We start from the raw sequence: 20,975 nt of genomic DNA on the forward strand, positions 1-20,975 counted from the left end.
GGTCTATCAGGCAACGTCGCTCAGGCGCAGGCCGGAAAGCCCGAGCAGATCGATTGCCGCCTCCAGCGAGCGTGCCTGACGTTCCGCGTAAAGGTCAAGCTCATCCGTGACGGTGGCGCCAAGCGCCTCTTCGAAGGCCGAGCGGTTGGAGCGGGTGGCGTAGTTCTGCTGCTGGTCCGTACCGAGGTTCGACTGGAAGATCCCGGCCGCGCTGACGGGCAGGAAGTCCTCGTAGACGATGGGATCGAAGGTCAGATAACCCATCTCGATCAGCGCTTCCGCATCATCGGGAAGCGCGCCGTCGTGGGCCGCGGCAACGCCCTTGGGCGTCGCGGAATAGTGGAAGAAGGCCAGTTGCTCGGCCCGAAGCGCCGCCCAGCTGTCCGGCAGTTCGCGGAACCGCTCGGCAAGCTCGCTGTCGTAATCGCCGGCCTTGGCGCCGGCGGCACCGACCTGCACCTCGCCGCGAACCGAGGCCAGCAGCCGGTCGTAGAGCGCCCGGCCCTTGGCCGTCAGCGCCACGCCGCGCTGCTCGATCTCGCCGAAGCGGGCCGTATGCGTGCCCTTGGCAGCGCCCGTCTCGCCGGCAAAGGCGATCGCCTCTTCCAGCGCCTTGAAGCTGGTCTGGCGCAGCAGGATGTCGCAATCGCGGCGCGGCGGCCCTTCGATGACCGCCTTCGGCGTGATGCCGCGCTCCGGCATGCGGGCCTGCACGGCGTCGATATCGAGCGTGCGCGGGGTCAGGTGGTTGATATGCGGCCCCTTGAAGGAGACGACGTCGGCAATCAGCCGGTGCGCGTCGTGCAGGCGCTTGTAGGTCTCGGCGGTGACCGTCGCCTCGCCGTGCCAGCGGAAGGTTTCCAGCGCCTCGGCGACGAACTCCTGCGCTTCAGCCTCGGTCAACCCGCCGGCTTCCTCATGACGCGCGATCAGCTGGATCGCGCGCTCGGTATAGATGCGGCGCTTCGACAGGATATCGGCGGCCTCGGCGCGCAAGGCTTCGTCCTCGATCAGCTCGAGCCTGAGCAGCGAGGTGAAGACGCGGAACGGATTGACGCTGAGCGCCGCCTGGTCGACCGGGCGGAAGCAGGTGGAATGCACGGGCACGCCGGCCACCGAGAGGTCGTAATAGCCGACCGACTGCATGCCCATGACGGCGAAGAGGCGGCGGATGGTGAAAAGCTCTTCGGGCGTGCCGAGACGGATGGCGCCATGGCGCTCGACATCGATGCGCTCCAGCTCGCCGGCCCGCGTCAGGCGCTCGCGCAGCGCATTGTCCTTGGCTAGCACCTCGGCATTGACGTCGGAAACCAGTTCCAGCAGCGTTCCGTATTGCGGCACCTCGGCGCGATACATCTGCGACATCGCTTCGGTAAACAGCGAGCGGATACGGTCTGTGGAAACGAAGCCTGCCATGAAAGAGATCCCCACGTTCATTCCGATTATGATTAGTGCAGCTATTTACAAGCGCCCGAAAGCCATAAATATCGACATTTCGGAAATAGCTCATTCTGAAATGGAATGACCCATGCTGACGTCAAGGCGTTTTCTACCCTCCACCGCGTTGCTTTCCGCCTTCGAGGCGGTATCGCGCACCGGCAGCGTCACGGCCGCCGCCAAGGAACTCGACCTGACGCAAAGCGCCGTCAGCCGCCAGATCAAGACGCTGGAGGAGCAGCTCGGCGTCGAACTCTTCATCCGCGAAAGGCAGACGGTGCGTCTGACGCTTGCCGGCGACGGCTATGCCCGCGAGATTCGCGAGGCGCTGCGGCGCATCTCCAGCGCGTCTCTCAACCTGCGCGCCAATCCGCATGGTGGCACGCTCAACCTCGCGATCTTGCCGACCTTCGGCACCCGCTGGCTGGCGCCGCGCCTCGGCCGCTTCCTCGCCGCCAATCCCGGCGTCACCATCAACCTCGTCACCCGTCTTTCCTCCTTCGATTTCCGGCTCGATTCGATCGACGCCGCGATCCACTTCGGCCATCCGCTCTGGCCGGGCGCCGAGCTCACCTTCCTGATGTCGGAAAAGACCGTGCCCGCCTGCAGCCCCGATTTCCGCGACCGGTACGGCATCAGCCAGCCATCCGATCTCGTCGACGTGCCGCTGCTGCATCTCACCACCCGCCCGGATGCCTGGGAACAATGGTTCGCCGACAACGAAGTGCCGCCGCAGACTGTCCACGGCATGCTCTTCGACCAGTTCGCCACGGCGGCCCAGGCAGCGATCGCCGGCCTCGGCGTGGCATTGTTGCCGACCTTCCTCATCCAGGACGAGCTGAAGCGCGGCGATCTCGTGGCATCAGTCAATCGCGAGATGGAGAGCAAGGAACGCTATTATCTGGCCTTCCCCGCCGAACGCGCCGACTACGCCCCGCTTTCAGCCTTCCGCGACTGGATCGTCCGCGAAGCCGCCGGTTGACGGAACTGCTTGCGCCACACCCGTCGTTTCGCGCATTATGCGCCGCAACAGAATTCGATGCAGGAAATTCCCATGAAGCCGATCTTCGTCCAGCTCCAATGCGCCCCCGGCAAGACCTATGAGGTCGCCGACGCCATCTACAAGACCGAACGCGTCTCGGAGCTTTATTCGACCAGCGGCGATTACGACCTGTTGCTCAAGGTCTATATCCAGGAAGGCGAGGACATCGGGAAATTCGTTAACGATCAGATCGCCAGCATTCCCGGCATCGTCCGCTCGCTGACGACGCTGACCTTCCGCGCATTCTGAGACCGGGTCACGGTCGGTTAACTCTTCCCAAAAGCAAATCCCCGAAGGTGCGGACATTTAACGCAGCCTTAACGCAGCCCGTTGCCATGTGGCATCGATGAAAGCCGTGACCTGTTCATCGCGGCCGAAGGAATGACACATGTCCGCCGCCGAACTCTATTCCCATGACGTCGAACCGGTCGCCGCCACCGCGCCGCTGGTCGTTCACGTCATCCGCCAATTCCTGCCCAATCGCGGCGGCCTGGAGGACGTGGTCGCCAATCTCGCGCGCCAGACGCTGAAGCGCGGCTACCGCGTCCGCGTCGTTACGCTCGACAGCCTGTTTACCGCCCGCGACAAGAAACTGCCTTCACGCGAGACCATCGACGGCATCGACGTGGTCCGCATCCCCTGGTCGGGCAGCACGCGCTATCCGCTCGCACCTGAGGTCTTCCGCCATCTCGGCGATGCAGACCTGATCCATGTGCATGCGATCGACTTCTTCTTCGACGCGCTTGCCTGGGGCCGGCTGCTGCATCGCAAGCCGATGGTGGTCACCACCCATGGCGGCTTCTTCCACACGACGAAATTCGCGGCCATCAAGAAGGTCTGGTTCCAGACCATCACCCGCGTCTCGGCCATGGCCTACAAGCGGGTCATCGGCTGCAGCATGTCCGATCTCGCGCAATTTTCGAAGATAGCGCCGAGCCGCAGCATCGTCATCGAGAACGGCGCCGACATCGGCAAATTCGCCGACCGCGCATCGCGGGCGCCTAAGCGCCGGATCGTCACGATCGGCCGATTCTCGGTCAACAAGCGTCTCGACAGGCTGATCGACGCGGTGGCAGCGCTTAGGGTCTTCAATCCGGATTGGCATCTCGATATCGCCGGCGTCGAATCCGATCTGACCCGACAGGACCTGATGGCCCAGATCGACCGGCTGAAGCTCAACGACGCCGTGACCATTCATGTCGGCGCCGACAACGACGCCGTCGGCCGGATCATCGCCGACGCCTCGATCTTCGCCTCCGCCTCATCCTATGAAGGTTTTGGCCTTGTGGCGCTGGAAGCGATGAGCGCCGGCCTGCTGCCGGTGCTCAACACCAACGAGGCCTATAGAACACTCGGCGAGCGCCACAAGGACATACTGCTCGCAGACTTCGCCGATAAGGCGGCCGCAGCCCTCGCGCTGGAAACGGCGTTCGAGCGCCTGGAAGCGCAGGGCCCGGCGGTGCGAGCCGCCCTTCTCTCCGATGCGTCTGGTTATTCCTGGGATGTCGTCGCGGAGCGTTACATCGGCGTCTACAAAGAGTTGCTGGGCGACTAGCTAATCACAGGTCTACGTGTGAAGACGGCTCAAAGTTCACCTCATCCCTGTGCCCAGGCTTCGCCCGGGCGATGTCACAGGGATTCAGCGTCTGCGCGGCGAAGGGAGTCTCTTGCGATCAAGGACTTGATCGCGCTGGATCCCGGCACAAGGCCGGGATGAGGGAAAAGTAGAACTGCGACGACGGCAATTATCCAAGCGACACGGCCCGCGCCAGCCCGCTCAGGCCTTGGCGAGCCGCGCGATCTCGGCGAACACCGTCCGGCGCGATTCCGGTGGTGTCAGATTGTGATCGGCATCCGGCAGCATCACCAGCCGGACGTTCGGGTGACGCTCGAACTTGCGGCCGCCGGGGCCGAAGTGGAAATACATGTGCTCCAGCCCGACATCGCCTTCGCTATAGATCAGCGTCAGCGGCACCTTGCGCTTGCCGACGGTGACGAAGGATTTCTTCACCTCGCTTGCCGTATGCCTGCGGCTCGGCAGATATTCGAGCAGCGGCGCGATGCGCACCGACATGCGGCGTGAGAAGGCGATGATGACATTGCGCGTCGCCGCCAGCACGTCGATATCGCCCTTCATGAGACGCTTGACCGTGGCGAAGCTGGAGAGCCGCTGGCCATAATCCTCGAAACTGCGCGGCACCGACACGACATGCTTGCGCTCGACCGGCTGGTTCGGATCCCAATAATAGACGAAGGGATTGATCGAAACAGCGGCCTTCACTCGAACATCGTCCACGGCCGAGCGGATGGCGACATAGCCGCCGCTGCAGCGCCCGGCGACCATCAGCGGTCCGGGAACCATGCCCTCGAGCAGATCGAGTGCGGCCTGCGCATCGGCATTCTGGGTGGCCGAATAGAGGATCTGATCCGGTGCATCCGGACGCGGCGGGCTGTCGCCGACATTGGCGGAATCGAAGCGGATCGAGGCGACGCCCTCGCGGGCAAGCCCTCGGGCCATGTCGGTGATCGCCCGGCCCCAGCCGGACTGGCGATCGTATGCGGTCGACAGGAACACAACGCTGTTGCCGCGCGGCCGGCCGACCGGACGCGTGACGACACCGACCAGATGATTGAACGCGCCGAAACGAACCGGCACTTCCTCGAAGCCATCGCCTGAGAGCGACTGGGCATCAACAGCATTGGCGGAAGGTGCAGCGGCCGGATCGACCGACGTATGCTCGTCCACCCATTGCGTCAGCGTCTCGACGACCTCCATCGGCGTGCGCGAGAAGACCGGGTCGGAAATCAGCCTGTCATAGCCCTTGAATGTCTGCTGCTCGACCGTCGCGCCAAGCGCGGTCAGATTGTCGGCGAGCGTCGTATCGTCGGCGCGCTCGGGGCGCTCCAGAATGAGGTAGCGCTGTGCTGCCAGCGTTTCCGGCGCGGCGATGCGGACCTTCGAGAGCTCCGCGGCGATCCCATCGGGCATCTGCAGCCCGGCGATCATGTGCTTGCCCTCGGGAATGGCATCCTCGCCCAATCCCAGGTGATGATTGATGAACGTCGCCCATGCGCGAAGCTCGCGCAGATAGGCGCGGCCGTTGACGACGGGACCGAGCAGCGCGATGGCATCGACGCCTTCGATCGACGGCGCGGTTCTCTGCGCCAGTGCCGCACCGAGCCCCTGCGCGACGATGATGATGCGGCTGCAGCCGCTCAGCTGCTTCAACCGCTCGGCGGCGTCGCGGATCGCATCTTCCCAGACTTTGAGGCCGACAGTGTCGTCGACATCGAGCGCATCACCGGCGCCGGGATAGTCGAAGCGCAGGCTGGACACGCCGAGGCTTGCGAAATGCTCCGCCGTGACGCGGAAGAACCGCCGGCTGCACATTTCCTCGAGCCCCCAGGGATTGACGAAGAGCACCGCCGTGGAGCGCTTGGCAACGCCAGCGTCTTCCGGCTTGAACAGGCCGATCGTGCCATCGAAGGCAAAGGGCAGCGCGGCCTCGTTGCCGGCGCCCTCGGCAAGACCGGTCTCGACGGTGATCTCGATCGCCTCTTCGGCTTCGGCCACCTTGGCGCGCGCTGGCGCAATGAAGGCGACGGCCTTGCGGGCGGACTTTCCTACCGAGCCGGGCAATTTTTCAACGATCGACAACATAACATCGGCATCCTCTCGCGGAATTGCCTTTAAAAGCTTGAGCGCAACAATATAGCCGGCGCCCCCAAGAACGACTGCGAGAAGAAGTCCAATAGAACCATTGATATAGTGTAAAATTCCAAGGGCTATAATTGCGCACAGAACCGACGCAGCAAGCGTCTTGAGCAGATTTACGTAAAGACCAGAGAGCTGAGAGCCGAAACCGGTCTGCCGCACCATGATTATACACATAATCGTGAACACGCCGATGCGCACCATCGCGGCACCCTCGGCGGCGAAGAACGGAACGACCGCAAGGCAGCCGAGCGTCATCACAGCGGCGCCGACGAGGCTGACTTTCAGCCGGTCGCGGGCGCGGTCCATGGAGAGCAGGTAGAGGCTGAGCGTCTGCATGAAGGTGTAGGACGGGGCGGCGAGCGCCAACAGCGCCACGACGGTTCCGCTGCGCGCGAATGCCTCGCCGAACACCGCGCGGACCAACTCGCTCGATATGGCGGCAAGCCCGAAGCTCATCGGCAGGATGATATAGGCCATGCTGCGGGTAACGGCCGCGAACACCTCGACCGGCAGCGTGCGGTCGTCGCTGGAGTGGCGCCGCTCCGAATAATAGGGGAGCAGGCTGCCGGTCATCTGGATCGGCAGTTGCAGCGCGATATTGGCAACCGACAGGCCGACGGCATAAAAACCGACCATCTCGACTGACCAGAACTGCTGCAGGAATAGCAGCTCCAGCCTGTTGAGAAAGATGGAATCGATCAGGAACTGCGCCGAGAGCACGATGGACGAGGCCGCCAGATATTTGAGCGGCACACCGCAGCGGTCGCGCGGCGTCATCAGGATCGGAATGGTGGCGATGAAGAACACCATCTGCCCCAGCAGGTAGCCGACCAGCACACCCTCGACCCCATAGAGCACGGCGCCGGCGCCGACGCCGATCAGCTGCAGCAGGCACACACCCATGGCGAGCTTGAAGAAATCGGTCAGCCGCCGCTCACCGATGAGGTAGAATTTGACGAAGGATCCGATGGCCTGCACGAAGAACAGCGCGCCTGTCACATAGGCGACCGAGGGGGCGGTCTTTGCCCAATGCATCTTCTCGGATGTCAAGAAGAAGACCGCGTAGAGGCCGAGCAGAAACAGCGTCGAGCACAGCATCACGGTGACGAGCAGCGAGGCGAAGCCCAGCCGCCGCCGCGCGTCAAAACCTTCCGCCTGCAGCTGCGGCAGCGTCTTCGACATGGTGATGCTGGAGCCGAGCTCGGCGATCGACGCGCCTGTCACCACGAGCCAAAGCGAAAAGGCGACGATGCCGTTCGCCTCCGGCCCGAGCAGCCGGGCGGTGATGATGGAAGACAGGAATCCCGTTACCAGAAGCAGCATTCCCGCCGCGCCGTTCATCACAGAATTCGCGATAATTCCCTTAGACATACCGTATCCGCTTTAGGCCGTTCGAAGGGCCTATTTTAGTAAGAAAGTCTTTCGAAATTGATTGCGCCTCATCTTTTGCGACGAGCGCCTCTAGAACGAAAAGGCGCGCGCGCCGCCCGGTGTCAGCACCTCGCCGGTCGGGCGATCATTGCCCCCTCGCCCGGAAAGCGGATGCAGGAGAACGCGCTTGGCGGCCCCCGGCGCCAGATGAAACCAATCGTCATCGGGCCGGAAACCGTCGACGCTGAAATGCACCGACTGGGCCAGCCTGTCGGTCGCGAGATCCGCAAACCACGCACCGCCGTCCTCGACCAGCGAAACCTGGATCTCGGCATCGTGCACGGCCTTCGAGCGCCCCCGCGGGAAATGGAAGGCATCGGCCACCACCGCGCCACCCTCGGGGAGCCTCAGCCGCGCCACCGTGACGTCATGCGCCGGCGGCCCGAAGCGGAACGCGTAAGTGGTGTCGAAGAAGGCGCCGAACAGATCGGTCGCCGCAAATGTCTCCGTGCTGCGTGGCGCAAGTGTCAAAATGCGTCCGCCGCTCGCCACATTCTGCCGGCCGTTTCTGAAGCAGATGACCTCGAGATCGAGCTGCAGGCTGTGTTCGGTCTCGTTGATCACATGCACATCGAGGCCATTGGTCCCCTCGTCGGTGATCAAGACCTGCACCGGCCGGAAGGCGCGGCGCAGCGCGTACCAGATCGGCTTCGGTGCGCCGGTTGAATCGATCACACCCCAGCCGGCGCCGGGCAACAAGTCCTGCAGCGTCCAGACCAGCGCGCCATTGCAGCTCGACCCCTTGCGCCGCCATTCCGCGAAGGTCTCCTCCGCCACCTCGCCGGTAACAGTGCGCGACAGGTCGAGATAGAGATCGCGGTTTTCGCGGCGCAGGCGCGCCGGATCGACGTCGTAGAGATGGCCGAGATAGAAATCGCGCACATCCTCGAAATCCCAGGAGGCGCCGCGATCCCTTGGCACGCGGGATTTCCATAGCGGGCTGTGTACCGGCGGTACATCGAGATGCCGTTGCAGCGTCTTCTGCTGCGGCACGTTGGCGAAGGCGAGGCTCTCGGCCGCGAAGCGCACGTTCGCACGGCGCGCATCGTCAAGCGGCCGCATATAGGCGCCGACGCCGTAATAATGCGTCACGCCGGCATTCGGCGAAAACGGCATGGCCCCGCCGGAGGGCGAATTGGCGACATAGGGAATTTCGGGGCAGAGCCGCGCCGCGATCGCCGGAATGATCTCGTCGATGATCGGGCCGGACCAGAATTCCGACGGCAGGCCAAGCATCGCCGCCTGCTGGTAGATCTCGCTGCCGCCACAGAGCACCGTAAGCGACGGCGAACCCTGCACGCCGTGCAGGAACTCCTCGACCTCCGCATGCACATGTGCGGTAAACGCCTTGTCGTTCTTCGGATAGTCGAAGTTGGCGAACATCAAGTCCTGCCAAACCATCAGCCCAAGCTCGTCGCAGAGCTGGAAGAATTCAGGCGTCTCGTAGGCCATGGTGCCGCCGATGCGGATCATGTTCATACCGGCCTCGGCCGCCAGCCGCAGGAACGGCTCGTATTCCGCCCGCGCGCCCGGGAGCTTCACAATATCGGCAGTGGTCCAGACCGCACCGCGGCAAAACACCCGCTCGCCATTGATGAGAAGCGCGAAGTCGCTGCCATCAGGTCCGCGATCGGCCACGACGCTCCGAAAGCCGGTCTTGCCCAGCGGATGTTCGACACCATCGATGACGACAGCGTAATCGTAGAGGCGCGGCGTTCCGTGCGTATGCGGCCACCAGGGCTCCACATCCTTCAGCCTCAGAATGGCCGAGTAATGCCGCTCGCCCACCTTTTCGAACGCCTGTTCGATGCCGCCGCAGCGCAGCGACAATTCGGGCGCCTCGGCATCGGTGCGTAGCGACACGCTGAGCTTGCCCGAACCATCCGGCTCCAGCACCGCCCGCACGCTGACATCATCCAGCGAAACGACATCGCGGCGCACTAGCGTAACCGGGCGCCACGGGCCGGCGGCGTGGATCTCGGGGCACCAGCCGGGCATGCGACCAAGCAGCGTGGTGCGGACGTTCTTCAAGCCCTGCGGCGTGATCATCTGCGGCCGCCAGCGGGCGCGTGGGCCGTTGTCGGAGATGCGGGGCGCAAGCGCGCGGAAGCAAAGCGCCAGCTCGTCGCCGCCTGAGAGCGTCACCGGCACCTCGTGCATGGTGAACATGCTTTCGGACGAGAGGATTTCCTGGCCGTTCAGGAATACATGGCAAAGCGTCGCCAGCCCCTCGAAGCGCAGGATGGCGTCACCGGGCGCTGCGTCGAACAGGCGGCAGACATACCAGGCGTCCCTGCTGTCGAGCGGTACGGGGTTTTCGCGATCGAACAAGCCCGCTCTCTCAAGCGCGGCAGCGACAGTGCCCGGCACCTCGGCGGGGATGAACTGAGCGGAAAGCGGCAAGTCGTGCGGATTGGCGCAGGCGCCGGGTTCAGTCAGAACCAGGTTCCACCCCTCGCTAAGCGCGATCTCCTCCGCCGCGATGCTCGCCAGTCTCCCCCGCATAATCAGGCCTCCGGCTTCAAAGACGTTTCGTGAGCGAAGCCATCATCGAATCCCACGCATCGGCCGCCGGATCAAGCGCGGTCGCAAGCGGCTCGAACTTCTTGCGTGTGACGGCGCGCGCCAGCTGAAACTGCACGGATTTCGCGGCCTCCGACAGCTTGCGCGCATGCTCGGCAGCCTCGCCGAATTCGGCCTCCGAATGCCAGACCAGATGATCGGCCATGAGCTCGAAATTGGCGCCGAACTGGCGCAGCGTGTTGAAGGCGTATTTGTGGAAGAAGCCGAAGGGTCGCTCGGCCACCGCCTCGACCTGCTCTGGAAACACGCCAGCGAAAGCTCGGATCGGGTTTTCACGCGGGCGGCGGGCGAAATGCGAGGAGAGCAGGGCGCGCGAGACGCCGCGCGTCGCCTGCGGATCGACAGGCACGTCAGGGAACTTGGCGAACTCGGTATAGGGCAGGAACTGCGGATCTTCGTCGCGAAGATTAAGCTGGAACAGCCCGTCGAAATCCTCGCCCTCAAGCGAAAAGAAGCCGCCATTGTGGAAATAGTCGACACGCTTGTTCGCGACATCCAGCCGGTTGATCGCAACCGTCGTCTTGCCGTGCTCCTGGCGGTAGGCGGTGCCCTGCGTGTCGGGCATGTAGAAGCTGTCCATCTCGATCAGGCAGAGACGCCCGCGCGCAATTTGCGTGGCGACATGCCGCTCCACCTTGTCGAAGATCGCAAGCTCGGTGACCCTAATACCGTAGAGCGCTTCCAGATCCTCGAGCGGCACCTTGAAGAAGGTGAACTGGTCGCCCTCGAAATCCTGTCCGAGCGTGAAGCCCAGCATTGCCTCAGGCGCGAGCCCGAGCGTGCTCAGCACCTCGATCCAGAGGTCGATATAGCAATTGGTCTCCGGCCACATGCGCTCCATGGAATGCAGCGCATATGGGGAGTAGCTGTCCGGGCTGATCCCCGGGAAGACGGATGCCATCGTTCCCCTTAGCCCCAGAGCGCCTGACGCACGGAGGCAGGCCACAGCTTGACGTCGAGGCCATGGTGATGGAACAGCGCCAGCGCGATGCGTTCCAGACCGAAGCCGACGCAGGCCGTAAACGCGACGCTGCTGTCCTCGAGGTTCAGGCCCCACTTCTGGCCGAAGGAATCCTGATGGAAGTTGAAGCTCATGCAGGCCGTCGGATTGGCGGTCGAGGTGATCGGGATCAGAAGCTCGAACTTCAGGTTCTGGTCACGCTGGTTGTTGACCATCATCTTGCCGGCGCGGCCGAAGAACGGATCGTTGGCGACATCGATGGTGACGTCGAGACCGACGAGCTTCATCATCTCAAGGCCGCGATCCATCCACTTCTGGCGGAAATCGGTAACGTGCAGCTCGGTGCCCATGCAGACATATTCGCGCATACGGAACAGCTGCTGGCGGGCCGGATCGCGCGACGGCTCATGACGGAAGCAATAGGACTGCAGGTCGAACAGCGCGCCGTCCTTCGGCAGGTTGCCTCGGCGGGCGACCGTCGGGTAGAGCGGATAGCAGGCGGCCGGCGTCAGCACGATTTCGGTGGCTTCCTGGCCCTTGGTCCAGTCGTCGCCCACTTCCATGCACTGCAACAGGTTCATGTGGTCGAGCTCGTTGCCGCAGAAGCTGTGCACCGTGCCGGCCAGCTGCGGGAAGCTCTTCATGTAACCGCTCTTTTCGAAGATCTCGCGGTTCATGCCCGGCGGAAAGCGCATGGCTTCCGCGCCGTCCTCGCCGCCGAAGCGGTCGATCAGGCGCTCGAAGGCGGCGATCACGTCCTCGAACTGGCCGCTGCGGCCATAGAGGCCATCGACGCCCATATCGATCAGAAGGCCGGATTCAAAGAGCCGGTCCAGAAACGAGGTCTGCATATCCATGTCGTTCACCCCAGTAGGCTAGTGTCCTGCTTGTGGACAAGGAGCATGCTCGACGTGTTGCCAAGGATGCGGTCGTTGGAAATCATCAATTGAGCGGAATGCGCGTCGCGCAGATGCCGTCCGAGGCTGAAAGGCGTACCGTTCTTGTAGCCCATGATGCCGCAGATCAGCATGGCGTGGTTGACGATCTCGAGGATCGTTTCCGACGATGCGATCTTGACGTTGTTCATCGCCACGGCAAACGCCATGGACGACAGCTTGTCGGGATCGGCCTTGGCATCTTCGTAGGCCTTGAGGCCGGCGACGACGTTGGACTTCACCATCTGCAACAGGTTCGACACTTCGGCAAGACGCAGCGCGCCCGGAGGCGGCGCACCCGGCGACTTGCGGGCGGCGGCGCGCACGAAAGCCTGCGCACGCGAGAATGCATCGATGGCGATGCCGTACCACACACCGCTCCAGAGCAGGTGCGAGGAGGCCAGCATCGACTGCGCCGCAATCTCGGCGAAAGGCTTCGGCAGGATCTGGCTTGCCGGCGCTTCACCCTTGAACAGGAAGCCGTCGGAGCAGGTGCCGCGCATGCCGAGCGTGTTCCAGGCATGCGTCTTTTCGAGCGTGTACTGATCCTTCAAGAATGCCGTCAGAACCTGATCGGAAGGCGCGGCATCCGCATGAGCGCGCGAGGTGATCAGGATTGCATCGGCATGCGCCCCGTAGGAGATGACGGTCGCATCCTTTTCCAGACGGCAAACACCGCCCTCGACATGGATGGCGCAAATGCTGTTGCGCAGATTGCCGCCGATGCCGCCTTCGGTCGTCGCCGACCCGATCAGCAACTGCTCGGCCGCGATGCGGCGCATGAAGTCGGCGTGCCACGCGCTCTCCGCCCCATGCTCGACGAGGCTTGAGAGCTTGATGTGGTGCATGGCGAAAACCATGGCGCTGGCGGCGCAGGCCTGGCCAAGCATCGAGCAAAGCTCGGCGATCTCGGTCGTAGTCGCGCTTTCGCCGCCGAGGCTGCGCGGAATCTGGATGCTGAGGAGGCGCTCCGCCTGCATCGCATCCACGGCTTCCTGAGGAAACCGGCCTTCAAAATCGACGGCGTCCGCGAATTTCGCCGCAATGGCGGCAACGCGGGCAGCCCTTGCTGCAAAACTGTCTTCCGTGATTTTGACCGGGAAGTTCATCAGGCGACCTTCCGGCTATCCTTGATCAGATCAACGGTCCGGGCGATGGCCGAGATGCTGGCGAAGGACTTGCGATTGAGGAGATTGTCCGGAAACTCGATATCGAAGGCGTCCTCGATGCCGAGCATGAGCTGAACCGATGCGAAGGAGGTGAGCCCCTCCGCGTACAGATCGGCATCGTCAGCCACGGTGTCGATGGCCACAGGCAGCTTGCCGAATTTCGCAAGCAGTTCGCGGATCGTCGTATTCATCCTCACATCTCCAAGCTGTCATAACCAGAGCGGGCGCTCATCGCCCTGTCATGGAGGTGCTTTTAAGGAGGAAAACCCAATATTCCGCTAAGGCATGTGGTTAAATCTGGCCATGATGAAAAGCTAAGAATTTAGCGTCTTCGGCTGATCAGTAGAGATAAAGCAAATCGGATCATTGCTTTGCGGGAAAAGCTTAAACAACGCTTTGCCCAAGCACGGATGAACCCAAGTGCTGAAATGAAACGAAGAACGGAACAGTTAACTCCCGCGCGGCGGGTAGATATGCTCTTGTCCGTTGTAGTCGGAAACCGAATAGCAACCCTCCGCGTTTCTGCGGATCGCGTTTTGGCCGATATCGGCTTTGCCATATCCACCGGGAATATCCAGAATATAGGTCGGTTGGCACAATCCAGAGATGCGGCCACGCAGGGAAGCTACGATCGCCTGCCCCTCTTCCACCGAGAGCCGAAAATGGCTGGTGCCCGGCGCGAGATCAGGGTGATGCAGATAATAGGGTTTCACCCGCGTCTCGACGAAGGCCTTCATCAACTCCGCCAGAACATCGGGATCGTCGTTGACGCCCTTGAGCAGCACCGACTGGCTGACCATGACGATGCCGGCATCGATGAGCCGGGCGCAAGCGGCGCGCGCCTCGGTCGTGAGCTCGCGCGGATGGTTGGCATGCAGCGCGACATAGGTGGTCTTGCCGCTCGCCTTCAACGCCTCGATCAGCGCCCCGTCGATCCTCTCGGGATCGACGACAGGCACACGGCTGTGAAAGCGCACGATCTTGACGTGATCGATATCTTTGAGCTGTTCGAGGATATCCCGCAGCCGGCGCGGCGACAGCACCAGCGGATCGCCGCCGGTGAGGATGACTTCCCAGATCGCCTCATGGCCCCGGATATAATCGAAGGCGGCTGTCATCGCGGCCGGATCGAGCGTCCCCAACCCCTGCGGCCCCACCATCTCGCGCCGGAAACAGAAGCGGCAATAGACGGGACAGACATGCACCGCCTTCAGAAGCACGCGATCCGGATAGCGATGAACGATGCCATCGACGGGGCTATGGGCGTGATCGCCGATCGGATCGGCCCGCTCCTCCGGCGTCATCACGAGCTCGGCGGCATCGGGCACGAACTGGCGCGCGATCGGATCTTCGGGATCGTTATGGTCGATCAGCCGCGCCATGTCAGGCGTTACCGCGATCGCATAACGCGCCGCGACCTCGTCCAGCGCCTCGCGGTCGCGATCGCGATCGCGATCGGCGATGAGCCCGGCATTGGCGAGCTCGTCCACCGTCTTGATCGGCCGGGTGATCGTCACTGCCCGTACTCCGCAACCGGCGCCCACAGCACCTGATCGATCCGCCTCGCACCCGTTGCCAGCATCACCAGCCGGTCGAAGCCGAGCGCGATACCGCTGGCATCGGGCATGATTGCCAACGCGTCGAGCAGGTCGTCGTCAATCGGATAGGTCTCGCCATAGATCCGCTTCTTCTCCGCCATCTCGATCTCGAAGCGGCGGCGCTGCTCGACGGGATCGGTCAACTCGCCGAAGCCATTCGCCAGCTCGACGCCGCAGGCATAGACCTCGAAGCGCTCGGCCACACGGGGATCGGCAGCCGATGGCCGCGCAAGGGCTGCTTCGCAGACCGGATACTCGTCGAGGATCGTCACGCGCCCCATGCCAAGATGCGGCTCGACCTTCTCGACCAAAACCCGACTGAAGAGATCGGCCCACTGGTCGTCCTCGGCGACGCGCATGCCGTTGCGCCGCATCTCGGCCGCCAGATGCTCGCGGTCGGTCGATCCATCGGCGCTGACGGAGGCCAAAAGATCGATATCGGCATGGCGGCGGAACGCCTCGGCGACGCTCAGGCGCTCCGGCCCGGCGAAGGGATCGCAGTTAGTCTCGCGGTAGCTCAGCATCGTCGTCTGCATCGTCTCAGCCGCAAGTGCTACGATGCGCACGCAGTCCATCATCAGGCTCTCATAGCTCTCGCCGGTGCGATACCATTCGAGCATGGTGAACTCGGGATGGTGCAGCGGCCCGCGCTCGCGGTTGCGATAGACATGCGCGAAGCAGGCGATGCGCTCCTCGCCGGCGGCAAGCAGCTTCTTGCAGGCGAACTCTGGCGAGGTGTGCAGATAAAAAGGTGCGGCCTGCCCATCCGTGGTCAGCGCCTCGGTGGCAAACGCATGCAGATGCGCCTCGTTTCCAGGCGACACCTGCAGTGTCGCCGTATCCACCTCGATGAAGTCCTCGCGGGCGAAATAGCCGCGCAGAGCCGCCTGAATCCGGTTGCGTCCGATCAGGAACGGTCGGCGGTCGGCATGCACACTGGGCGTCCACCAGGGAGACGCTTTGGCGATCGAGGGTTTCATCGAATGCTGTCCTGACCGGATCAACCAACGCAAGGGCTGGCTATTTGCCGGATTTTAGGTTAGTTGCGCCCCCAAAGAACACCTGATTGCGTCTCTGGGGCCATTTCGACAGTCCTCTACGACGCCAAAAGCCGAGTTACAAGGAACTCTTATGGTCAAGGTCATCGCCTCTTCCGTCCGCAAGGGCAACGTCCTCGATGTGGACGGCAAGCTCTACGTCGTTCTGACGGCCAACAACTTCCACCCGGGCAAGGGCACGCCGGTCACCCAGGTCGACATGCGCCGCATCGTCGACGGCGTGAAGGTCTCCGAGCGCTGGCGCACGACCGAGCAGGTCGAGCGCGCCTTCGTGGAAGACGTCAACCACCAGTTCCTCTATGAGGACGGCGAAGGCTTCCACTTCATGAACCCGGAATCCTATGACCAGGTCGTCGTAGACGTCGAAACCATGGGCGACCAGAAGGCCTACCTGCAGGAAGGCATGGTCTGCATATTGTCCATGCACGAAGGTGTAGCGCTCGCGCTGCAGCTGCCGCGCCATGTGACACTCGAGATCACCGAAACCGAGCCGGTCGTCAAGGGCCAGACGGCATCGTCTTCCTATAAGCCGGCTATGCTCTCCAACGGCGTCCGCACCTCGGTTCCCCCGCACATCGACGCCGGCACCCGCGTCGTCATCGCGACCGAAGACAACTCCTACGTCGAGCGCGCCAAGAACTAATCCGGCGCCGACCGAAGCTTCAAAGGCCGTATCGCCCCGCGATGCGGCCTTTTTCTTTGGCAGTCTTTCCCAACTACAAGACAACAAAAAAGGCGCCGGAAAACCGACGCCTTTTCTTATCCGTAGACCTGATCGCTCAGGCCAAAGCCTTTAGCGCGGGCAACGTGCTTCGTAGCGGCGGCCGTAGCGGTCGCGGTAGACGCAGTAGCCGCGGCGTTCGACCGACTGGCCGATGAGCGCGCCGGCGAGACCACCGGCAACGGCGCCGACCGCCGCGCCACCCCAGCTGTGGCTGACCGCGCCGCCGATGACAGCGCCGGTGCCGGCGCCGATCGCGGTGCCTTGTTCCGTGGCCGTGCAGGATGCGAGCGCGCCGACCAGGGCGCCGATGAGTACAATCTTCTTCATCATGATGACATTTCTCCCAGGTTTTTCGGGCGCTTAGATACGGCCCATGAGTACAAGAATGATAATAATGACGAGAACTAGGCCCAAACCGCCAGAAGGTCCATAGCCCCAGCTGCGACTATAGCCCCAATTCGGCAGAGCTCCGAGCAAAAGCAGAATAAGGATAATGAGTAGTATGGTTCCAAGCATATCCCGTGACCTCAGCGCATTTCGAGTTTGAATGAGCGAGAAACACGTAAGCCGGCTTTTGGTTCCGCCGATTTTTTCCAACAGGACAATATTTTTCAGCAGGCAAGCCGACGTCATCTGGCATCCTCGCGTCGACGCTGCCGAGGCGCGGCGCCAAAGGCGCATTTGCGCCTATGGTTAAAATTTCCATAAAACACAATAGGTTGTCGTGAACAAACCGGGAAGCCGGCAAAGTCGCTGATTCGTCTTCCCTTTGTTCCGGATTTGATCGAGCCCGCTTCGAAACGGATTTTTTACATTTCGGGCGGAACCGAAGTCACCGCTACACGCCCCTTCCTTATCCGCCGAACAAAAAAGCCTGTACACGCCAAGCGAGAATCATCCGATTCAGCATCTGGTGGGAAAAAGTGATTCAAAATCAATACTTAGCAGTGAACAAACCCTGAATCATCGGGAGTCAGCGATTCGTCTCCGATTCGTTCTACTGCTGTTCCGAATCGTTATGCGAGCATTCCACAAGCTATTCGCGAGAGCTAAAATCCGCCGGTGAAATTGAAATCAGCCCTTGCGTTTGCGCCAACGGCTGTCCATTTGTTTGTCTGCTTCGGATCAGGAGCTTGGTTTTACCCCCGGGGCACCCCCGCCCCGTCTGCAGGACAAAGACACTGACATCGCAGCCGATGATACTGAGTGGGCGCGGCGTGACCGCGGTGCTCGGTCCAACCAATACAGGCAAGACCCATTATGCCATCGAGCGGATGGTTGCCCACGGTACCGGCATCATCGGCCTGCCGCTGCGCCTGCTCGCGCGCGAGGTCTATACCCGTGTCTGCGAAAAGGTTGGTGTCCACAACGTAGCCCTGGTGACCGGCGAGGAGAAGATCTCGCCGCCGAATGCACGCTACTCCGTCTGCACCGTCGAAGCGATGCCGCGCGAAACCAAGGCCGCCTTCGTCGCCATCGACGAAGTGCAGCTCGCCGGCGATCTCGAGCGCGGCCACATCTTCACCGACCGCATCCTGCATCTGCGCGGTCGCGACGAAACGCTACTGCTCGGCGCAGGCACCATGCGGCCGATCCTCCAGCATCTGCTTCCCGGCATCACCGTCGTCGAGCGTCCGCGCCTGTCGCACCTGCTTTACGCCGGCCAGAAGAAGATTACCCGCCTGCCGCAGCGCTCCGCCATCGTCGCCTTTTCGGCCGATGAGGTCTATGCGATCGCCGAGCTCATCCGCCGCCAGCGCGGCGGCGCGGCCGTCGTTCTCGGCGCGCTGAGCCCCCGCACCCGCAATGCCCAGGTCGCGCTCTACCAGGCAGGCGACGTCGAATATCTGGTGGCGACGGACGCGATCGGCATGGGGCTCAACCTCGATGTCGACCATGTCGCCTTCGCCCAGGACCGAAAGTTCGACGGCTACCAGTTCCGCAATCTCAATCCCGCCGAGCTTGCCCAGATCGCCGGACGCGCCGGACGCCATCTGCGCGACGGTACATTCGGTGTGACGGGCCATGTCGATCCGTTCGACGAGGAGCTGGTCGGCCGCATCGAGGGCCACCACTTTGACAACGTCAAGGTGCTGCAGTGGCGCACCACGGACCTCGATTTCAAGTCGATCCAGACGCTTCGCGCCAGCCTTGAAACCGGGCCACGCGTGCCCGGCCTGACGCGCGCGCTGCCGGCTGTCGACCAGCAGGCGCTGGAGCAGCTGTCGCGCTATCCCGAGATCCGCGATCTGGCGGATACCCCTGCGAGGGTCGAAAAGCTATGGGAGGCCTGCGCGCTGCCGGATTATCGGCGCATTACGCCGGCCCAGCACGCCGATCTGATCGCGACCCTCTTTTCCGATCTCGTGCGCTATGGCACGGTAAATGAGAATTTCCTTGCCGAACAAGTGCACCGCGCAGATCGAACTGACGGTGAAATTGACACGCTTTCGGCGCGAATCGCGCAGATAAGGACGTGGACCTATGTATCGAATCGGCCCAGCTGGCTTGCCGATCCGACACACTGGCAGGAAAAGACGCGGGAAATCGAAGATCGATTGTCCGATGCGTTACATGAAAGGTTGACGAAACGCTTTGTTGATCGCAGGACATCTGTGCTCATGAAGCGCCTGAGAGAGAATGCGATGCTGGAAGCTGAAATCAGTGTAAATGGCGATGTCTTCGTAGAAGGACATCATGTAGGGCAGTTGTCGGGTTTCCGGTTCACGCCTGTATCGGGAGCGGATGGTCCGGACGCGAAGGCTGTCCAGGCTGCTTCGCAAAAGGCGCTTGCTTTGGAATTCGAAGCCCGCGCGGCGCGTATTCACGCGTCCGGCAACGGCGATCTGGCGATCGGTTCCGACGGCTCGATCCGTTGGCTCGGCGATCCCGTGGCACGTCTGGCGGGCACCGAGCACATCATGCGTCCGCGCCTGATCCTGCTTGCCGACGAACAGCTGACCGGCAATGCGCGCGACCACGTCGCCGCCCGCCTGGAACGCTTCGTCAATCACCACATCTCGACCGTGCTGAAGCCGCTCGACGATCTGTCGCGCGCTGAAGACCTGCAGGGCCTCGCTAAGGGTCTGGCGTTCCAGCTGGTGGAAAATCTCGGCGTGCTCTTCCGTCGCGACGTGACCGAAGAGGTCAAGTCGCTGGATCAGGACGCGCGCGCCTCGATGCGCCGTTACGGCGTTCGCTTCGGCGCCTACCACATCTTCGTTCCAGCGCTCCTGAAGCCGGCTCCGGCCGAGCTCATCACGCTGCTCTGGGCGCTGAAGAACGACGGTCTCGACAAGCCGGGTTACGGCGACCTCATTCCGGTTCTGGCCGCCGGCCGTACCTCTGTCGTCACCGATCCGAGCTATGAGCGCAATTTCTACAAGCTGGCGGGTTTCCGTTTCCTTGGAAAGCGCGCCGTTCGCGTCGATATCCTCGAGCGCCTGGCCGACATCATCCGTCCGCTGCTGCAGTGGAAGCCGGGTCAGCCGAACCGCCCAGAGGGTGCCTATGACGGCCGCCGCTTCACCACGACCACGGCAATGCTCTCCATTCTCGGCGCTACGCTCGAGGACATGGAAGAGATCCTGAAGGGTCTTGGCTACCGCGCCGACGCCGTAAAGGCCGAGGAAGCAGCCACCTATCTGGCAGCACAGGACGCCGCCGCGACGCCTGCCGCAACAGCTACGACGGAAGCAACCGCTGACGCCGCCGCTGAAACGGCCGAGCACGACGACGCCGACAGCGCCCCTGCTGACGAAACGACTGCGGAAGCACCGGCTGCCGAAACCGCCGAAGCGCCCGCCGCTGAAGCACCAATCGCTGAAACGACCGCGACCGAAGCCTCTACCGACGCTGCACCCGCAGCTGAAGCGCCGGCTGCCGAAGCCGAAGAGCCGAAGCCGGTTCTGCTCTGGCGTCTTGGTGGCCGCACCGACGGCAACCAGCGCCAGGCACGCGGCCATGGCGAACGCCGTGGCGGCGAACGCCAGGGTGAGCGTCAGGAGCGTGGCGAGCGCCAGGGTGATCGCCAGGATCGTGGCCACGGCCATCGTCGCCAGGGCGGCGAAGGCGAGAACCGCGACGGTAACCGCCAGAACCGCGGCAAGGACGGCGGCAAGCCGCACCAGGGCCGCAACGACCAGCGCGGCGACCGTCAGGACCGTGGCGGCAAGGGTCGCGACGACCGCAACAACAACCGTGGCGGCTCCCAGCCGCTGCGCTTCGAGGCAAAGCCCCCGCGCAAGGAAAAGCCGGTCGATCCGGATTCGCCCTTCGCAAAGCTCGCTGCCTTGAAGGAGCAGATGAAGAAGTAATCG

At 62.8% G+C, this 20,975-nt stretch carries 16 protein-coding genes; 5 read left to right on the top strand and 11 right to left on the bottom strand.

The window, feature by feature from the left end; translation table 11 throughout:
- Positions 1-6 precede the first annotated feature (6 nt).
- Positions 7-1,416: a VOC family protein gene (locus tag QTL96_RS30245; protein WP_289730327.1), complete on the bottom strand. Its 1,410-nt coding sequence runs from the start codon at positions 1,414-1,416 to the stop codon at positions 7-9.
- A 112-nt stretch (positions 1,417-1,528) separates the two neighbouring features.
- Here QTL96_RS30245 and QTL96_RS30250 point away from each other — a divergent pair, with 112 nt between their 5' ends.
- From QTL96_RS30250 to QTL96_RS30260, 3 genes are all read left to right on the top strand, one after another.
- Positions 1,529-2,419 (top strand): LysR family transcriptional regulator, encoded by an 891-nt coding sequence (locus tag QTL96_RS30250; protein WP_018901883.1) that lies wholly within the window; start codon positions 1,529-1,531, stop codon positions 2,417-2,419.
- A 72-nt stretch (positions 2,420-2,491) separates the two neighbouring features.
- The gene (locus tag QTL96_RS30255) at positions 2,492-2,728 is read left to right on the top strand and encodes an Lrp/AsnC ligand binding domain-containing protein (RefSeq protein WP_112425684.1); all 237 of its coding nucleotides are present in this window, start codon (positions 2,492-2,494) and stop codon (positions 2,726-2,728) included.
- Positions 2,729-2,867: 139 nt separating this feature from the next.
- Positions 2,868-4,034 (top strand): glycosyltransferase family 4 protein, encoded by a 1,167-nt coding sequence (locus QTL96_RS30260; RefSeq protein ID WP_289730328.1) that lies wholly within the window; start codon positions 2,868-2,870, stop codon positions 4,032-4,034.
- 222 nt (positions 4,035-4,256) lie between these two features.
- Here QTL96_RS30260 and QTL96_RS30265 read toward each other — a convergent pair whose 3' ends face one another.
- The 8 genes from QTL96_RS30265 to epmA all read right to left on the bottom strand — a co-directional run bounded on the left by QTL96_RS30265 (position 4,257) and on the right by epmA (position 15,854).
- Positions 4,257-7,568, bottom strand: a complete 3,312-nt coding sequence (locus tag QTL96_RS30265; protein WP_289730329.1) for an alpha/beta fold hydrolase — start codon at positions 7,566-7,568, stop codon at positions 4,257-4,259.
- Positions 7,569-7,658: 90 nt separating this feature from the next.
- On the bottom strand, positions 7,659-10,133 hold the full coding sequence (locus tag QTL96_RS30270; protein ID WP_289730330.1) for a glycoside hydrolase family 2 protein: 2,475 nt from the start codon (positions 10,131-10,133) through the stop codon (positions 7,659-7,661).
- Positions 10,134-10,149: 16 nt separating this feature from the next.
- Positions 10,150-11,130: a DUF1839 family protein gene (locus tag QTL96_RS30275; protein ID WP_289730452.1), complete on the bottom strand. Its 981-nt coding sequence runs from the start codon at positions 11,128-11,130 to the stop codon at positions 10,150-10,152.
- On the bottom strand, positions 11,121-12,029 hold the full coding sequence (locus QTL96_RS30280; protein ID WP_289730331.1) for an amino acid--[acyl-carrier-protein] ligase: 909 nt from the start codon (positions 12,027-12,029) through the stop codon (positions 11,121-11,123). The genes QTL96_RS30275 and QTL96_RS30280 overlap by 10 nt, the downstream gene beginning before the upstream one ends.
- 5 nt (positions 12,030-12,034) lie before the next feature.
- Positions 12,035-13,216: an acyl-CoA dehydrogenase family protein gene (locus tag QTL96_RS30285; protein WP_289730332.1), complete on the bottom strand. Its 1,182-nt coding sequence runs from the start codon at positions 13,214-13,216 to the stop codon at positions 12,035-12,037.
- The gene (locus QTL96_RS30290; protein WP_289730333.1) at positions 13,216-13,467 is read right to left on the bottom strand and encodes an acyl carrier protein; all 252 of its coding nucleotides are present in this window, start codon (positions 13,465-13,467) and stop codon (positions 13,216-13,218) included. Before QTL96_RS30290 ends, QTL96_RS30285 begins: the two co-directional genes overlap by 1 nt.
- Before the next feature lie 258 nt (positions 13,468-13,725).
- On the bottom strand, positions 13,726-14,793 hold the full coding sequence (locus QTL96_RS30295; protein WP_289730334.1) for a lysine-2,3-aminomutase-like protein: 1,068 nt from the start codon (positions 14,791-14,793) through the stop codon (positions 13,726-13,728).
- Complete coding sequence (epmA, locus tag QTL96_RS30300; protein ID WP_289730335.1) at positions 14,790-15,854, bottom strand: EF-P lysine aminoacylase EpmA; 1,065 nt, start codon at positions 15,852-15,854, stop codon at positions 14,790-14,792. Before epmA ends, QTL96_RS30295 begins: the two co-directional genes overlap by 4 nt.
- A 151-nt stretch (positions 15,855-16,005) precedes the next feature.
- Here epmA and efp point away from each other — a divergent pair, with 151 nt between their 5' ends.
- Positions 16,006-16,575, top strand: coding sequence for an elongation factor P (gene efp, locus QTL96_RS30305; RefSeq protein ID WP_018901872.1), 570 nt, complete (start codon positions 16,006-16,008; stop codon positions 16,573-16,575).
- Between the two features lie 150 nt (positions 16,576-16,725).
- Here the strand turns inward: efp and QTL96_RS30310 are convergent, their stop codons facing one another.
- Positions 16,726-16,986: a YMGG-like glycine zipper-containing protein gene (locus tag QTL96_RS30310; RefSeq protein ID WP_018901871.1), complete on the bottom strand. Its 261-nt coding sequence runs from the start codon at positions 16,984-16,986 to the stop codon at positions 16,726-16,728.
- Positions 16,987-17,016: 30 nt separating this feature from the next.
- Complete coding sequence (locus QTL96_RS30315; protein WP_081619995.1) at positions 17,017-17,172, bottom strand: DUF3309 family protein; 156 nt, start codon at positions 17,170-17,172, stop codon at positions 17,017-17,019.
- A gap of 680 nt (positions 17,173-17,852) precedes the next feature.
- Between QTL96_RS30315 and QTL96_RS30320 the strand changes: the two genes are divergently transcribed.
- Positions 17,853-20,972 carry a helicase-related protein gene (locus QTL96_RS30320; RefSeq protein ID WP_289730336.1) on the top strand — a complete coding sequence of 1,040 codons (3,120 nt, stop codon included), beginning with the start codon at positions 17,853-17,855 and terminating at the stop codon, positions 20,970-20,972.
- The last annotated feature ends 3 nt before the right edge of the window (positions 20,973-20,975 follow it).

This window comes from Rhizobium sp. S163, from assembly GCF_030380805.1.
In the GTDB taxonomy this organism is placed as follows: Bacteria; Pseudomonadota; Alphaproteobacteria; order Rhizobiales; family Rhizobiaceae; genus Rhizobium.

What these genes read in the sequence shown, in the direction of transcription:
- QTL96_RS30250 (WP_018901883.1), top strand. Translation starts at nt 1,529, where the DNA reads ATGCTGACGTCAAGGCGTTTTCTACCCTCCACCGCGTTGCTTTCCGCC.
- QTL96_RS30260 (WP_289730328.1), top strand. Translation starts at nt 2,868, where the DNA reads ATGTCCGCCGCCGAACTCTATTCCCATGACGTCGAACCGGTCGCCGCC.
- epmA (WP_289730335.1), bottom strand. Translation starts at nt 15,854, where the DNA reads ATGAAACCCTCGATCGCCAAAGCGTCTCCCTGGTGGACGCCCAGTGTG.
- QTL96_RS30285 (WP_289730332.1), bottom strand. Translation starts at nt 13,216, where the DNA reads ATGAACTTCCCGGTCAAAATCACGGAAGACAGTTTTGCAGCAAGGGCT.
- QTL96_RS30270 (WP_289730330.1), bottom strand. Translation starts at nt 10,133, where the DNA reads ATGCGGGGGAGACTGGCGAGCATCGCGGCGGAGGAGATCGCGCTTAGC.
- QTL96_RS30310 (WP_018901871.1), bottom strand. Translation starts at nt 16,986, where the DNA reads ATGATGAAGAAGATTGTACTCATCGGCGCCCTGGTCGGCGCGCTCGCA.
- QTL96_RS30280 (WP_289730331.1), bottom strand. Translation starts at nt 12,029, where the DNA reads ATGGATATGCAGACCTCGTTTCTGGACCGGCTCTTTGAATCCGGCCTT.
- efp (WP_018901872.1), top strand. Translation starts at nt 16,006, where the DNA reads ATGGTCAAGGTCATCGCCTCTTCCGTCCGCAAGGGCAACGTCCTCGAT.
- QTL96_RS30320 (WP_289730336.1), top strand. Translation starts at nt 17,853, where the DNA reads ATGATACTGAGTGGGCGCGGCGTGACCGCGGTGCTCGGTCCAACCAAT.
- QTL96_RS30290 (WP_289730333.1), bottom strand. Translation starts at nt 13,467, where the DNA reads ATGAATACGACGATCCGCGAACTGCTTGCGAAATTCGGCAAGCTGCCT.
- QTL96_RS30265 (WP_289730329.1), bottom strand. Translation starts at nt 7,568, where the DNA reads ATGTCTAAGGGAATTATCGCGAATTCTGTGATGAACGGCGCGGCGGGA.
- QTL96_RS30245 (WP_289730327.1), bottom strand. Translation starts at nt 1,416, where the DNA reads ATGGCAGGCTTCGTTTCCACAGACCGTATCCGCTCGCTGTTTACCGAA.
- QTL96_RS30255 (WP_112425684.1), top strand. Translation starts at nt 2,492, where the DNA reads ATGAAGCCGATCTTCGTCCAGCTCCAATGCGCCCCCGGCAAGACCTAT.
- QTL96_RS30315 (WP_081619995.1), bottom strand. Translation starts at nt 17,172, where the DNA reads ATGCTTGGAACCATACTACTCATTATCCTTATTCTGCTTTTGCTCGGA.